Below are 15,881 nucleotides of genomic sequence, written 5' to 3' on the forward strand. Positions count from 1 at the left end.
GTATGTGTGTAGGTAGGAAGGGGTAATCGGATGGCGCAAAAAAAAGGTATTCGTCAACACTATATAAAAGTATTTATTATTTCAATAGTCACTGCCATCATAGGAATGACTAGCATGTATTTTTATGCTAGTAGCTCTTGGGATGACTTGGAAGACGAACAGCAAGACTCATACAAAAAGACACAATTGGTGGAAAATATATCAGACTCAGTCCAAGATCTCTTTTTCCGAATCCGGGGCTACTATGCATTTCAAATAGAAGAAGAACTAAACTTTGCTTACAAAGCAATTGAAGATATTCACTCCTATTCCCGTGAATTCAAATCGCTTCGCCTAAATGCAGAAGAACAGAAAATCATTAGTGAAATTGACAATTTTTTGATGGAATACGAAAACGTAACACTTCCAACCGCTATTCATTTCGTTGAAGGAGACGATTATGAAGGCTTGCGTGAATTGGCAAAGAGTGGGGCAAATCTTTCCGTTAATAATTTTATTACATATGCCAATAAATACGAAGACTCATCAAAAGAAAAGCTTACAGGATCATATGATCGAATAAAACAACAATCTAAAGTATTCTTTTTACTTATCACAATACTCGGCTTTATCTTCTTACTCATTCCCATCTACATGGTGTGGAACGTTATCAACCGTGTAGTAAAGCCTGTTGAAGAGATCACACGCGCAGCAGATCAGTATGAAACAGAGGGTACAGTCCTGTTCCAGCCTATACAAGCAGATAATGAAATCGGCGCACTTTCCCAATCCATTCATAAAATGATGCAGCGCATTCAAATGAATGAACAAGAACTACTTTCTCAAAATGAGGAGTTAATCACACAACAGGATGAATTGTTTCATCGTCAAACAAAGATGGAATTCGCCTTATCAGAAGCTAGATTTTCTCGTTTACGTTTAGAACGTTACAATGGCTTGAGTCATCTTTTGTCATTCTCGTTAGATAAGCAAGAAGTGTGCGATCAAACTTCCAACTACCTAAATCAAATCTATCAATCCGACTTAAGTTTTCTATGGTTTCCTAAAAGCGACATTCATGCGCTAAAGGGTGTTTCAGAAAATCTTTTCAATGAAATTAAACGAGAACGTCTCGAATATATGAAAGTCCGTCTTGAAACAGAGCCCTATTTCATTATCAAACGAGAAGCAGATTATGAAAAAGGTATTGCTGACAACACTACATTTGTCTATGATTTCGTGACAGGCATTTACAACACCTCAAACGAACTCAGCGTAGTCTCCATCATTTCGCGCATCGGTAAGCCATTTACCGAGGATGATCAAGACGATTTATACGGTTTGCTAAAACGAATAGCAATTGGAGTAGACCGGATTGAGCAATACGAGCTCATAAGTCATGAACGTCAATTGAATCAAAGTATATTGGATAATATAAATGAAGGTATTCGTTTCGTTTCAAATACAAGTGAAAATGATAAGTACAATGCGGCCTTATTTCAGTTACTTGGCATGGAACCTGAAACAGAACATGGACAGTGGTCACGTGAAAAATGGACAGAGTATTTCTTGGATCGTATCAATAATCCTATTGAATACAAAGCATTTCTTGAAAATGCACTCAAACCCGAATCGACTGAATCTATTACTAACAAATATATACTCTCATTACCATCTGAAAGATCATGTGTCATGGAAGTATATAGTGTCCCAATTATTATTCAAGAAGAAAAGGTCGGAACTATCTTTGTACACCGTGATATAACACATGAACATGAAGTCAATCAAATGAAGACCGAACTAGTGTCGACTGTCAGTCACGAATTACGAACGCCATTATCCAGTATTCTTGGATTCTCTGAGCTTTTGCTAAATAAGGACATGGATGACACACGCAAAAAACGTTATCTTGAAACGATACACAGCGAAGCAAATAGACTGACTTCACTTATCAATGACTTTTTAGATATTCAGCGAATGGAATCAGGTCGTCAATCCTATACTCTCGAAGATTTATCCGTCATGGAAGTAGCTGAAAAAGCTGTGGCTAATTTACTCATTCAATCACCAATTCATACTATAAACGTGCAGGATTTAACCTACTCTTCTATAGTGCGAGCTGATTATGATCGAATTCTTCAAGTATTCATGAATTTAATCGGCAATGCTATTAAATTTTCCCCTGATGGCGGAAAAGTAAATATCACTCTTTTAAATCAACAGGATACAGTGGTAGTTTCCATATCAGATGAAGGTATTGGAATTCCTTCAGATAATACCGAGCATCTATTTGAGAAATTCTATAGATTTGATAATAGCTACAGTAGAAAAATAGGCGGCACAGGGCTTGGACTATCTATTTGTAAGGAGATCGTACAAGACCATAATGGACAAATTTGGGTAGACTCCGAGGAAAATGTAGGAACGACTATTTTCTTCTCACTTCCTTTAAAACAGCTATTGCCTAAAGAACAGATTGACACTGATAAACCTTTGGTCGTAATTGTGGAGGATGATGTAAATATCTCATTATTGCTAGGAGAAGAGTTAGCAAGTAATGGATTTTCAGTAATTCATCATTCCAAAGTAAGCAAAGCATTTGTATGTATTGAAAAAATGCAGCCCGTGGCAGTCGTCGTTGATTTAATGTTAGATAAAGGTGAAAACGGCTGGGAGTTAATTAAACAAATGAAAGCATACGCTAGAACTCAATCGATACCTATTGTCATTTCCTCTTCTATGGAAAAAGAACCATTACTGATGGAGAAATTTCATGTCAGCGAATATTTGACGAAGCCTTACCCACTTAGTGAGTTGTCCACTATTATCATACAAACTATAGATCAACCAGACGGAAGAATTTTATACCCTGAGAACAACTAAAAAGAACGTCCTTTCCAGTTTGGAAGGACGTTCTTTTTTGTATAGATATGTAGTGAAATTAAAATAGTGATTTAACCAATTCAATCAGTTCATTCGGGCTAAACGGTTTAGGCATGAAGTAAGTGGCCCCTTTCGCTAAAGCGGCATCCTGATCTGCTTGTTGTGCTTTCGCAGTAAGCATAATAACAGGGGTTTCCAGTTTCAGCGGTTGTAGACGCTCCAATAGTTCCAAACCTGTCATACGCGGCATCATATAATCCAAAAGAATGACATCATACTGATTGCTTTGAATCTTTTCAAAGGCTTCTTCCCCGTCTTCTGCTTCTTCTACTTGAAATCCTTCAAATTCTAAAGTATCCGTGAGCAGCATACGCAAAATTTCTTCATCATCTACAACTAACACTTTCTTTCCTACATATGTCAAAGTGGGCACCTCCTTCTATTCTCTTTTGTCAAATAAACGATTAGCCAGCTTATCAATTCGTCCAAGTACTTCTGTCGGTTGGAAAGGCTTAATAATATAATCATCCGCACCAAGCCAAAGAGCTGCCTTAATATCATTCGCACTTTTTCTGGCAGTCATCATAGACACTGTGACATTTGTTTTGGCGTGGTCACTCTTTAAGCGACTCAACACTTCCAATCCATCCATTTTCGGCATGACCCCATCAAGTAGTACGATAAAGTAGGCATCTTGACTGTACCAGTCATCCTCTAAAAACGAAGGGCCGTCAGCATACGTCTTGACTGTAATATCGATCTCAGAGGATTTTAACTCTAGCAAAGTTTGTTGAAGAATCTGTCTGATAAACGAATCATCGTCTACAATAATGACAATCAACTTTCTTTTTACAACCCGTTTTCTCTGATCGTAGATGACAGTTTGATTTCTCCCTGAACGTTTGGCTTCATAAAGTGCTTGGTCAGAAGCGGATATCAGATTTGCGGTATTCCCTTTATACGTCGCACTGCCTGCCGAGAAGGTTACTTGGAAGGTTTCGTCACCTGAAGTGAATATAGTTTCATTAAACTTATCCCGAATCCGTTCAACGGCATGTACTGTGTCTTCCGCTTTAATGTTATCAAACAACAAAGCAAACTCTTCACCGCCATAGCGAAACACATAATCGCCTTCACGTTTTTCATTTTTAATGATTTCTCCAAACTTCCGTAGTACTTCATCGCCTGCTGGATGCCCGTACAAATCATTTACTTGTTTAAAGTGATCTAAGTCCACTATGACAAGCGAGAAAATCGCTTCCGATTGATCTGCCTTTTTAGCCAACGTATTAATCGTTTCGTCGAAGTAACGGCGATTACCTACACCTGTCAAACTGTCTGTAATCATACTACTACTGATCGCATGTTGACGCATTTGGCGGTTGAACAAATAAGGGAAAAAGACGTCCATATCAAATGGTTTGGATATCAAGTCCATAGCACCCCGACGATAGGTCTCGATCAGAATTTCTTTCGTTGCTTCTTCACTAGATATAGCTAACGTTGTGTTCTTTTGACGCGCTGTTTCTGCAATTTGATCAAGCACCTCAAAGCCAGTCATATCAGGTAATTTTGCATCTATAATTACAATACTTGGTCTCATGGAGTAAAATTGTTCAATTCCACGCTTCCCATTTAATGAGATTATTACTTGAGCACCTAGCTTCTCAAGTAACTCTTTTAAATAGGATACAAACTCCAAGTCATCATCAATAATTAGAATAAAGGTTTCTTGATCTAGACGGTTGACGTAGCGATCGGGTAATTGAAATTCTTCTTTTTTCACGGCAACAGTATCATCGAAATACGCACGTATACGATTCTTCAGATTCTCCAATGAAGAAACAGGAATTTTCTGATCATTGGAAGACGTCAGGATTTCTAATTGTGATGCACAAAAGAGAGACAACTGTTGCAATCCGATTGTCCCAGAAGTTCCCTTCAATTTATGAAGAAAATAATACAACTCTCGTTCCGTTAAACTACCACGAACTTTCCACTCTTCAAAGATATTCTCAGTACGTTGTGCGAGCATATTCTGATATTTCTTTTGACTCACTATTTTCCCCTCCGTTCAGCGGAAGCATTCCCATTTGGCCTCTACTTCTGATTCCCCGTATTCACCTGTGTACAAAAAGAAAGCTGGTAATATAGAACGTACTACTACCAGCTCAAATGCATATTTATTCTAGACCCATTTCTTCTTTCACTACTTGTGAAATTCGATCTGCATAAGCCACACATTGTGCTTCTGTTTCAGATTCGACCATTACACGAACAAGAGGCTCTGTACCGGAAGGGCGTACAAGTACTCTTCCCTGTCCATTCATCTCTTTCTCCACTTCGTTAATAACTCCAACAATACGCATATTATCCATAACAGCATATTTATCATTAACACGAATATTGATGAGTTTCTGTGGATACACGGTCATTTCAGATGCCAATTCAGATAATTTTTTACCTGTTTGTTGCATAATATTAACTAATTGCAATGCCGTCAGTAAACCATCACCCGTTGTATTATAATCCATGAAAATAATGTGACCGGATTGTTCTCCACCAAGATTATAAGAATTCTTGCGCATCTCTTCTACAACATAGCGATCACCAACAGCTGTTTGGACACTCTTCATGCCGAATTCTTCTAAAGCCTTATAGAAGCCCAGATTACTCATCACTGTAGAGACAATTGTGTCTCCTTTTAATCTACCTTTGCTATGTAAATATCGAGCAACGATGAACATAATCTGATCACCATCGACTATATTTCCTTTTTCATCAACTGCAATGAGACGATCCCCATCGCCATCAAATGCCAGTCCGATATCTGCACTCTTTTCCACTACAAGTGACGCAAGGGTTTCAGGGTGTGTAGATCCAACTCCATCATTAATATTCAAGCCGTTTGGAGAAGCGCCCATTGTAGTCAAGTCTGCATCCAAATCCGCAAATACATGTGTCGCCAAAACTGAAGTCGCACCGTGCGCGCAATCCAGTGCAACATGGATATTCTCAAAGTCCTCATCCACGATTTGTTTCAGATATTGAATATATTTTTGACCGCCTTCAAAGTATTCCGTAATGGTCCCAACATTTCCCCCAACCGGACGAGGCAATGTATCTTCTTCCGCGTTTAATAGTTGTTCAAATTCCTCTTCTTGTGCATCTGTTAATTTAAAGCCACTTTCTCCGAAGAACTTAATTCCATTATCTTCAACAGGGTTGTGTGATGCTGAAATCATGACCCCTGCTTGAGCATTCATAACGCGTGTTAAATAGGCAACACCTGGTGTACTGATGACGCCCAGTTTCATGACCTCCACACCAACAGATAGTAGACCTGCTATTAAGGCATTCTCAAGCATTAAGCCAGAAATCCGTGTATCTCTACCTACTAACACTTCTGCTTTTTCTTCTACTTCTTTAGTGAATAAATATCCACCGATTCTGCCTAGTTTAAATGCTAGCTCGGGTGTTAGCTCTTTGTTAGCTACACCTCTGACGCCGTCTGTTCCAAAATACTGTGTCATGTTCTATTCTTCCTTTCGATCTTATCTAAGTAGATCACGTTTGGTAAGATTTTATGATTCTTTACTATCGTCCGTCTTTTTTGATATATCCGAAGCTTCACCTGAAACCTTCACCTGGACTTTTAATTTAGCAGGTACTATTCGAGTAATTCCTTCAGGTTTTTTTACGTCTACTTCCACTTTTCCAGTTTTATTTATTTTCGTTACATCCAACTCTACTGGAATTTCTTTAATAGCGTCGACTACACTCTTCGGACCATATATACGAATTGATTTATTTTCTGGGACTGCACTTTCAATAGTTACTTCTTCTGTCGGCTGTCCTATTTGCTGCAATTTCAATGGAACTTCACGGCTGTATTCCTGAATATCCACTTTGACAGTGACTTCTTCCGGATCCAATGAAACTGATAATTTATTCAAGTCTCGATCCAATACACGAACGCGAGATTTTTGTTCAAACGATTTATCCAAACTACCTTCACTTGTAATAGAAACTTTCACGAAATTAATTGCATTCACAACACTTTTCGCTCCTGTTACATTAATCGTAGAAGGCTGGACATCCATACTTTTCACTTCATAACCTTCAGCTAATAATCTAGTGTTCATCTCTGGATCCACACGGAATGATTGAGTTACCTTTTCTTCAATATTGATACTAACCGTTGCAGGGTCAAGTCGAACATCCAGTTTATCGGATAAGTTTTCTGCTTGTATACGAACGTTATGTTCACCTAGCGTTAAATTCTGCAAATCCAATTTCAATGAGAAATCTTTTAATAACTTCGTAGTCTGTACAATTTGAGCAGGACCTTCAATTGTCATATTGACCATATCAGGAACGCCAGTTACAACTAAATTCTCGGTATCATAGTATACTTCTACGGGCACGTCTTGTATAAGATCGAATACATCGCCCATAGTATTTCGGCTGGATTGATCTTCAGCTTTTACTGATAAAAACAGCATAATCGCCAAAAACAATGCGGTCAATCGCAGAAACCAGGGGCTGTCCATGAATTTATCCATTTTTTCTCTTCCCCCACTTCCATAGAGAAGTATCTGTTTGTCCTGTAGTGTTACCAAACCATGAAATACGTAATATTTTTTCAAATTCTTCTATATCTAGTTTACGGTTGATTTCTCCGTCTGTCGCCACACTAATCGCACCCGTTTCTTCTGAAACAATGATGGTTACCGAATCAGTTACTTCACTAATTCCAAGCGCCGCACGATGCCGTGTGCCGAGTTCTTTTGAAATAAACGGACTTTCTGATAAGGGTAAATAACAACCTGCAGCTGCAATACGGTTTTTCGTCACAATAACAGCCCCGTCATGCAATGGCGTGTTCGGAATGAAAATATTGATAAGAAGTTCGGATGTAATATGTGAGTTCAAAGGGATGCCTGTTTCGATGTATTCACTAAGACCTGTTTCCTTTTCAATTGTAATTAACGCACCAATACGCCGCTTAGCCATATAGCTAACGGATTTGACAAATGCATCAATCAGACGGTCACGTTCTTCTTCTTCTTGCATTGCAGTCCGCGCAAAGAGTCTGCCTCGTCCTAATTGTTCTAGCGCTCTACGTAATTCGGGCTGGAATATGATGATAGCAGCCAAGAAACCGAAGCGAAGCACTTCTTCCATCATCCATTGAAGAGTTTTCAAACCAAGCCATTCCGTGATATAACGACCAATCAAAATCACGAAAATACCTTTCAGTAATTGAACGGCTTTTGTCCCTTTAATAATAGTAATTAATTTATAGAGTACGAACCAAACAAGAAGCACATCCACAATATTTTTCAGTATTCCTATTGGTGCTAATGTTGTTACTTGCTCCAAACCCGGCATGTGCTTCCCCTACCTTTTAAAAAAGTTCTTATTTATCTAGTATAGCATAATTCCCAACTAACATGCCCAACTAAAAGGTGTTGTATAAACGAATGAGAATTAAAAAAGGTGATGCGTAAGCCTGGAAGCCGCATCACCTTTTTAACTTATTCTTATTCCTTTTCGACCTTTTGTTCTTTCGAGGCAGGGATAATATCTTTTGCGACAGATTTCATCTTATACCATAGCCAATCGAATATTTCATTAATCTCTTCGCTTGATCCTGTAATGACGGCAGTGGAGGCCATATACTTCGAACCGCGTATCACGGTCACATTGCCGTCTACTTCTCCTTCTATTCGAAGGTTTCCATTCTTTACGACAAGATCTCCGACAACCGTCTCACCCGCTGGTACAACTACAGTCTCCCCTTCAACCACTATATTAGGTTGTTTAGTAAATGAAAACTGTTGTTCATTTTCAAAGCTCGAGAAGAATGATGCGCTCATAAGCAATAAAAACAACGCAGCCGCCACCATAAATGGATGCTGACGGAACCACTTCTTCGGACCTTTCTTGATGGTCTGTCTGGGTAATCGCGCATTCACGTTACTGACAAATCCAGCAGGTGCTTCCACTACATCTATACTTGTAAACAAGGTAACGGTTTGCTGTAATTCCTCGAATATATCTCTGCACTCTTCACAGGACTTTAAATGTTCGTTCAAAATCTGCTCTTCTTCATTAGTGATTTCACCATCTAAAAACGCATGCATATAATGGACAACATGTTTAGGACATTTTTCCATGAATCCAACCTCCTACATACTCCCCATTTGTTGTCGAAGTGCTTCACGTCCACGATGTACTCGTGTTTTCACTGTACCAAGTGGCATCTCTAAAATGTCAGCAATCTCCTGCAACTGTAGGTCTTCCATATATCTCAAAATAATTATCGTACGGTATTTATCGGGCAGCCTGTTTACTTCATATTGAACACGATCTTTCATTTCCATCTTCTCTACTTCTTCTTCAGGTAGCTGATGATCCGTTGCGATTTGTGAATACATATCCAAGCCTTCTGTTCCTGGCACCGTAGCATCTAGATAATAATCGGGTTTTTTCTTACGAATACGATCAATACATAGATTAGTCGCAATACGATACAGCCAAGTAGAAAACTTCCGCTTTTGATCATACGTTTCCAAATTTACATAGGCACGCACAAAAGCCTCTTGTGCAATATCTTCCGCTTCCGCTGCATTATTCAACATTCGATAGCACACTTGATATAATCGGTGTTGAAAATGAATAACAATCTCTTCAAAAGCTTCTTGATTACCGTTTAATACTTCTTTTACTCGTTTATTAATCAATTCGTCCAATAGGCTTCACCTTCCGCTCTTATGCGGCTGTCCCTTTATATACGTTAGATACTTCATTTGGTTTCATTTTTTCTTCATTTATTTTGTCCATCCCTACTTTATCATTATTCACACTGAGAGTGATAGTCATTTCCACAAAGAAAAAAGTGATCAAAACCTATAGGCTTCAATCACTTCAACAAATTATAGTAGTTTTTCACCAAATAAAGATCCCATAAGTCCGACTGCTACATCTGCGGTTTTATTGTACTCATCTAGCACAGGGTTTACTTCAACGAATTCTGCAGATGTGATTACATTTGCATCTTCTAGCAATTCCATAGCTAAATGACTTTCGCGATATGTGATTCCACCAGGCACCGGCGTTCCGACTCCTGGAGTATACAATGGATCCAAACCGTCCAAATCTAACGACAAATGAACGCCATCTACTTCTCTCGAAGCAAAATACTCCAACGTTTGCTGAATTACCGCTGACATGCCATAACGGTCAACTTCATGCATTGTGAATACTTTCACGCCTTTTTCTTTAATCAATTGTCTTTCACCCGGGTCAACCGACCGCGCACCAATAATTACTACATTCTCAGGATTTATTTTCGCTCCGTCACTATGCACATTCACTAGTTGCTCATGTCCTAGCCCCATACTAACTGCAAGCGGCATGCCGTGTATATTACCTGAAGGAGATGTCTCACTTGTATTCATATCTGCATGTGCGTCATACCAAATGATTCCGAGGTTTTTATAGTGTTCGGCCAATCCTGCAAGTGTACCGATAGCAATACTATGATCGCCACCAAGTACTAGTGGAAACTTTTTATTTTTCACAATCGCGGAAACTTTTTCAGCGAGTTCTTCTGTCGCTGCCGTCACTTCTGACAAGTTCTTCAATCCCGCCTCATTGCATGTTAGGTCGTGTACTGGTGAAACAGAGATATTCCCTTGATCCGTAACGTCATGACCTAGTGCTTGAAGACGCTCAACAGCCCCTGCATATCGAATGGCACTTGGTCCCATATCCACTCCTCGTCGGCTTTGACCAAGATCGACGGGTACTCCAATTAAAGAAATATCTAGTTTTCGCATAATGTTCCTCCTACATATTAATTTTTATTTTGAAAAACTGAATGACGTTCTCTAATCTGTAGTGAATCTTCTAATGACATCGGGCGACCGTAATAATAGCCTTGTCCTTCACGACATCCTAAATTATAGAGCATTTTTGCCTGCTCAGGTAATTCTATTCCTTCTGCTACCACATTCAATCCCGCTGTATCAGCAAGTGTCACAATCGCTTTGACAATGGCCTGACTATTTTCATTCTCTAAAATATCGCGTACAAACGCCATATCAATTTTCAGCGTATCAGCTGGAAGTTCTTTTATATAACTGAATGTACTATAGCCTGTACCGAAATCATCGATCGCAATAGTAATGCCTTCACTTCGTAGCCTCTGAATGGCATCCTTCATACCATCCGTATCCATAAACGAGCTTTCTGTCAGTTCCAACTCGAGCATTTCAGGTGGCACGTGATATTCCTTAATTATATTCAAGACAGAGTCTACAAAACCCTCTTCTTTCATTTGGACAGTTGAGACATTCACAGCAAATCGGCACGTTTCACCAGCTGCTGCTTCAATCTGCGCCCGCTTGCAAACTTCACGTAAAATCCATTCTCCTAGCGGCACAATAATTTTCGTTTCTTCAGCCAATGGAATGAACTTCATAGGGGGTATAATGCCCAGATCTGGATGATTCCAACGTACGAGCGCTTCAACACCTGCTAACTTACCGGTATCCAGTAAAACTTTTGGTTGATACTCCAGATAAAAGTGTTGTTGTTGGACACTTTTACGTAATTCATTTTCAAGTAATATTCGCTCTAACGACATCTTTGAAGTACCCGGCTCATACATTTCACTATCGCCGCCACCTCGCAACTTGACTTTGCCTAATGCCAAAGTGGCTTTAGTAATCAAATCGGAGGGTTGATTTGCATGTTCAGGATACATAGAAATACCGCAACTAATAGACAATGTGTAACTTTGCTTGCCTACTTGAATCGGTTTCTCTAAAAAGGTACGAATATCTTCCGCATGATTATAGAACTCCTCTTCATCTTTCAGTCCTGTGATAATGAATGCAAACTCGTCTCCTGCAATACGAGCCAACAAACTTTCAGGTCCCGTTCTCTTTTTTAGTCGCTCTCCGACCATCGCCAATAAATAGTCTCCCGCTTCATGCCCAAGTAAATCATTTGCATAACGGAGTCGATCAATATTTATATGGACAAGTGCAAATACTTGTTTGCGGGTGCGTGCTCTTTCAAATGCCAAAGCCATCTGTTCTCTAAATGAATTTCTATTCATTAAGGAAGTCAACTGATCGTTATAGACCAGATACTTAATTTTCGCTTCTGACTTCACACGTTCTGTGACATCTCGCATGACGACTAGTAGCTTATCTTCATATTCGAGTGCTTCATCCACTTCATCAATTTTCGCTTCCATAATATGCAATCCATTTTTACTATCTAAAAAAGAAAACTCTAAGTTCATTGTTTGACGTTGATACCCTACAAACTGCGAAATCTTCTTTTCTACCTTTTGTCGATTCTTTTTATATATGTAAGAAAAAAATGAACGAGAATATAGATCGTTCTCTGTATGTCCGAGAAGCTTTTGGAAAGATGGAGATGCATAATAAAAATTGCCCTCCCGATCAATCACGGCAATGTAATCAGATGCATTAGCTGTAATAATTTCATAAAGCTCCGCGCTTTTTCGTATTTCTAGTTCCATCTGCTTTCTCTCTGAAATATCATAGCGAATTGCAATATATTGATAAGGTTTACCTTTATCATTTAAAAACGGGACAATTGTTGTATCGACCCAATAAGTGGATCCATCTTTCGCACGATTACATATATCACCGCGCCAAGTTTTACCCGAGCCAATTGAAGACCACATATCTTTAAAAAAGGCTGCATCATGGTGGCCTGAATTTACTATACTCTGATTCGAGCCAATTAATTCTTCACTCGAATATTTCGAGAGTTTTTCAAAATGTTCATTGGCATATTGAATCGTCCCGCGTGAGTCAGTAATTGCAACTATAGCTGCTTGCTCTAATGTATAAGCTATATCACTAAGTGTTTTTTGTAATTCTTTTTCACTACTTGACTCCACGAATTTCTTCATATTATTTAAAGACTCTTCCATAGCTATATCACAATCCCTATATTCAGTCATATTCATTGTTAAAACAAGAGAAACTACCTATACGTGTTATAGATTATTATACATGATTATTTGAATTGTTCTATATGAACTACTGTTTTTCTACACAAAAAAACCCTATATTATTTTATAAATAACAAGGATTCGACATATGTATTATGAAATTATAAGTATGTTAGTTAAATGGCTGGGGTAGCTGGATTCGAACCAACGAGTGACGGAGTCAAAGTCCGTTGCCTTACCGCTTGGCTATACCCCAATGTATAGATGGTTATATTTTCGTTAAAGTAAAAAAATGGTGGTGGGGGACGGATTCGAACCGCCGAACCCGGAGGGAGCGGATTTACAGTCCGCCGCGTTTAGCCACTTCGCTACCCCACCTTGTTAAAATTGCGATAAGCTTCGCATTGCTGCGTCAGGCTTCACTCGCTTAGTCAGTCACGTACCTAAGTACGCTCATTGCTGCTTTACTATAAAAGTTAATTGGTGACCCCTACGGGATTCGAACCCGTGATACCGCCGTGAAAGGGCGGTGTCTTAACCGCTTGACCAAGGGGCCATGATAGTGTTCATGGAGCTTCCAGCCGGACTCGAACCGGCGACTTCTTCCTTACCATGGAAGCACTCTACCTGCTGAGCTATGGAAGCATAAAAAAATGGCTCCGCAGGTAAGACTCGAACTTACGACCGATCGGTTAACAGCCGATTGCTCTACCACTGAGCTACTGCGGAATAATAATAAACATATTATGTTTGACGACAAAAATCATTATAGCATGCTTGCTAACTGTTTGCAACAAGTACTTTTAATCCCTCAAGCATTTTTAATTATAATAGGCTTAGTCATAGACGTCAAGAGGTTTTCATACAATAGTTTAGACTTCACATAATTAAGGAGATTGGCATGATAAAAAAACTTCTCTTCTCTTTCGTTTTGATTGCAGTGTTCTTAGCGTTTATCCCACAATTGGCCAAGCCTACTTCTACTCTGAAGACGGTTTTCCGATTAACAGAACAACCGGCAGTGATAGTAAAAGGTACACAAGGTTCTGCGTTGACGATTAACATTTCTTTCGGTGAAAAAGAAGTAGAGGAGCTTCTCGAACATTTATCACAACCGTATCCCCTTCTTTTCATCGATAGTGACTGGGCTTCACGCTTTCCCCACCTTACAGAACAAATTAACAAGCGCTCGTTACCTATCGCTTTACTCGGTACCGAAGGTCAACACTATGAAAGTGATCCGAAACTTTTGAGTAAGCAACTACAAACATTTGAAGAACTGTTCAACAAACGTCCGCTTTGGTTCCGTACGACAGATGAGGAATTCCCTTTAGACTTGTTACAGCAGTTGAGCAAGGCAGAAATCAATGCACTTGGGTCTACTGTACAATGGTCTGGTGGTACATTACCAAAAGCCTCCAAAGGTGAAATCATTACCGTTCCATATGATCATCATGAGCAAGTGGCCACTGCTGATATTCAGCGTTTGATTGCTAGTCGTACTTTTCAATCCGTAGAGGATCTCTTATTCCGATCCACTGTTAAAACGAAAAAAATCCCACAATAAAAACTGACAGGAGAGAAATCTCCTGTCAGTTTTTTTAGGATTTAACTGTTTTTTTCTTTGTCTTTTTTCTTTCATTTCTGCGTTTGTCCAACTTCTCTTTATCAATATCGGATTGTCTGTTGTATTTAGGCAATATTAATAATTGATATGCATTTACCGCAAGCAGTGGGAATAGAAGAATGGTTACCCATTCATCTTTGTTACCGGAAGTAACCATAAGCGCTGGCAACCATTCCAGCGTCGTAATGACGATCATGAAAAACAACGCAGAAATCAGCGCATGTTTTTTCGTCCATTGCGCTTTAAAGTACGCTGTCACTACTGATACACCGATCAAAGTAATGAGTAAGAAAATATACAGAAACGTCCGACTTGTATCTGCTTTCGTTAATTGGAAACGGAAAAATACTAAATCAAACAGCACAACGACTATGATTAGCATTTGCACCCAGTTCCACAAAGTTAACGTACGGAACATATTGACGCCGAACTGATGAACAGTCAAATAGGCGAAGAAGCCCATTTGCGCAACTACACTCATCGTAAAGCCTAAAAAAATCATCCATAAAAAGGCACCAAGAAATTGCCCTATCTCGCCTGCCTGTAAATATCCATAGAAGAAGTCCCAACGTACTATTAGACCAACAACCGCTGTAATTGATCCACCAATTGCCATTGCGCGCAAGAAAAATTTAACCCAATTTCGTATTGTCACAGCACTGTTCCCCTTTTTATCATGTCCATCCTAGTGTATCAACGATCGACAAAAAAATCTATTTCATTGAACGAATCATGCATATTCCTTCTTATATTGTGAACAATAAATGAAAATACAAGTGGAAGGTTGAGTGGAATGAAAAAATTTGCAGGCATTTTTCTATTCCTTCTATTCCTTGCGGGTTGCAGCGGAGGAAGTCAGGCGTCACCAAGCTATGACGAAATGAAGAAGATGATGACAGATGCAATCCAGACGGAAGATGGAAAAAAAGCACTCCGGAAAATAATGACCGATCCTGAGTTCAGGGAGTTACTCGTACTCGAACAACCAGAAGTGAAGCAAAGTATTGAAAACGTCTTACTTTCTAAAGAGGGAGAGCGTTTTTGGAAGACAGCTTTTGAAGATCCTAAGTTTACTGAAAGCGTAGCTAAAAGCATGAAAAAGCAACAAGCCGATATTATGAAAGATTTGATGGGAGATGCTTCATTTCAAAAAGAAATGGAGAAGTTTTTCGGACAGCCAGACATGATGAAACAGATGGAGAAGATCGTTAATTCAGCGACACTCAAGAAAGAAATGGAGAAGGCTGTGGAAGATACGATCAATAGCCCACTCATGCAAGCAAAGTGGCAAGAACTGATTATGAAAGCTGGTAAAGGGGCTGCTGAGGACAGTGGAAAAGATGCAGGAAAAGATAAAAAAACAGACGAAGAAGGAAAATAACCTTT

General features: G+C 39.2%; 13 protein-coding genes and 5 tRNA genes. 3 read left to right on the forward strand and 15 right to left on the reverse strand.

The window, feature by feature from the left end:
- The first annotated feature begins 30 nt into the window (after positions 1-30).
- Positions 31-2,862, forward strand: coding sequence for an ATP-binding protein (locus CSV69_RS05935; RefSeq protein ID WP_085427416.1), 2,832 nt, complete (start codon positions 31-33; stop codon positions 2,860-2,862).
- 58 nt (positions 2,863-2,920) lie between these two features.
- On the opposite strand, the gene CSV69_RS05940 is transcribed toward CSV69_RS05935, so the two are convergent.
- The 14 genes from CSV69_RS05940 to CSV69_RS06005 all read right to left on the reverse strand — a co-directional run bounded on the left by CSV69_RS05940 (position 2,921) and on the right by CSV69_RS06005 (position 13,597).
- Positions 2,921-3,286 carry a response regulator transcription factor gene (locus CSV69_RS05940; RefSeq protein ID WP_085427417.1) on the reverse strand — a complete coding sequence of 122 codons (366 nt, stop codon included), beginning with the start codon at positions 3,284-3,286 and terminating at the stop codon, positions 2,921-2,923.
- A 15-nt stretch (positions 3,287-3,301) separates the two neighbouring features.
- On the reverse strand, positions 3,302-4,921 hold the full coding sequence (locus CSV69_RS05945; protein WP_085427418.1) for a diguanylate cyclase: 1,620 nt from the start codon (positions 4,919-4,921) through the stop codon (positions 3,302-3,304).
- 124 nt (positions 4,922-5,045) lie between these two features.
- Positions 5,046-6,395, reverse strand: a complete 1,350-nt coding sequence (glmM, locus tag CSV69_RS05950; protein WP_085427419.1) for a phosphoglucosamine mutase — start codon at positions 6,393-6,395, stop codon at positions 5,046-5,048.
- 51 nt (positions 6,396-6,446) lie between these two features.
- Positions 6,447-7,427, reverse strand: coding sequence for a CdaR family protein (locus CSV69_RS05955; protein ID WP_085427420.1), 981 nt, complete (start codon positions 7,425-7,427; stop codon positions 6,447-6,449).
- On the reverse strand, positions 7,420-8,256 hold the full coding sequence (cdaA, locus tag CSV69_RS05960) for a diadenylate cyclase CdaA (RefSeq protein ID WP_085427421.1): 837 nt from the start codon (positions 8,254-8,256) through the stop codon (positions 7,420-7,422). Before cdaA ends, CSV69_RS05955 begins: the two co-directional genes overlap by 8 nt.
- A gap of 152 nt (positions 8,257-8,408) precedes the next feature.
- Complete coding sequence (locus CSV69_RS05965) at positions 8,409-9,044, reverse strand: anti-sigma factor family protein (RefSeq protein ID WP_085427422.1); 636 nt, start codon at positions 9,042-9,044, stop codon at positions 8,409-8,411.
- A 12-nt stretch (positions 9,045-9,056) separates the two neighbouring features.
- Positions 9,057-9,620 (reverse strand): RNA polymerase sigma factor SigW, encoded by a 564-nt coding sequence (gene sigW, locus CSV69_RS05970; RefSeq protein WP_085427423.1) that lies wholly within the window; start codon positions 9,618-9,620, stop codon positions 9,057-9,059.
- A 183-nt stretch (positions 9,621-9,803) separates the two neighbouring features.
- Positions 9,804-10,709, reverse strand: coding sequence for an arginase (gene rocF, locus CSV69_RS05975; protein ID WP_085427424.1), 906 nt, complete (start codon positions 10,707-10,709; stop codon positions 9,804-9,806).
- A 17-nt stretch (positions 10,710-10,726) separates the two neighbouring features.
- The gene (locus CSV69_RS05980) at positions 10,727-12,826 is read right to left on the reverse strand and encodes a sensor domain-containing protein (RefSeq protein ID WP_158232617.1); all 2,100 of its coding nucleotides are present in this window, start codon (positions 12,824-12,826) and stop codon (positions 10,727-10,729) included.
- Between the two features lie 223 nt (positions 12,827-13,049).
- A tRNA-Gln gene (locus CSV69_RS05985) sits at positions 13,050-13,124 on the reverse strand.
- A gap of 37 nt (positions 13,125-13,161) precedes the next feature.
- A tRNA-Tyr gene (locus CSV69_RS05990) sits at positions 13,162-13,246 on the reverse strand.
- 103 nt (positions 13,247-13,349) lie between these two features.
- Positions 13,350-13,424: transfer RNA gene (locus CSV69_RS05995), tRNA-Glu, on the reverse strand.
- A 13-nt stretch (positions 13,425-13,437) separates the two neighbouring features.
- A tRNA-Thr gene (locus CSV69_RS06000) sits at positions 13,438-13,513 on the reverse strand.
- A 9-nt stretch (positions 13,514-13,522) separates the two neighbouring features.
- A tRNA-Asn gene (locus tag CSV69_RS06005) sits at positions 13,523-13,597 on the reverse strand.
- Positions 13,598-13,769: 172 nt separating this feature from the next.
- On the opposite strand from CSV69_RS06005, the gene CSV69_RS06010 reads away from it, so the two are divergent.
- Entirely contained in the window at positions 13,770-14,435 is a 666-nt protein-coding gene (locus CSV69_RS06010) for a polysaccharide deacetylase family protein (RefSeq protein ID WP_099624826.1), read from the forward strand.
- A 34-nt stretch (positions 14,436-14,469) separates the two neighbouring features.
- On the opposite strand, the gene CSV69_RS06015 is transcribed toward CSV69_RS06010, so the two are convergent.
- A complete protein-coding gene (locus CSV69_RS06015) occupies positions 14,470-15,150 on the reverse strand; it encodes a KinB-signaling pathway activation protein (protein ID WP_085427427.1) in 681 nt (226 codons plus the stop codon).
- 138 nt (positions 15,151-15,288) lie between these two features.
- Here CSV69_RS06015 and gerD point away from each other — a divergent pair, with 138 nt between their 5' ends.
- On the forward strand, positions 15,289-15,876 hold the full coding sequence (gene gerD, locus CSV69_RS06020; protein ID WP_099692952.1) for a spore germination lipoprotein GerD: 588 nt from the start codon (positions 15,289-15,291) through the stop codon (positions 15,874-15,876).
- The last annotated feature ends 5 nt before the right edge of the window (positions 15,877-15,881 follow it).

Origin of the sequence: Sporosarcina sp. P26b (assembly GCF_002743245.1) — a bacterium.
GTDB classification, from domain to species: Bacteria; Bacillota; Bacilli; order Bacillales_A; family Planococcaceae; genus Sporosarcina; species Sporosarcina ureae_C.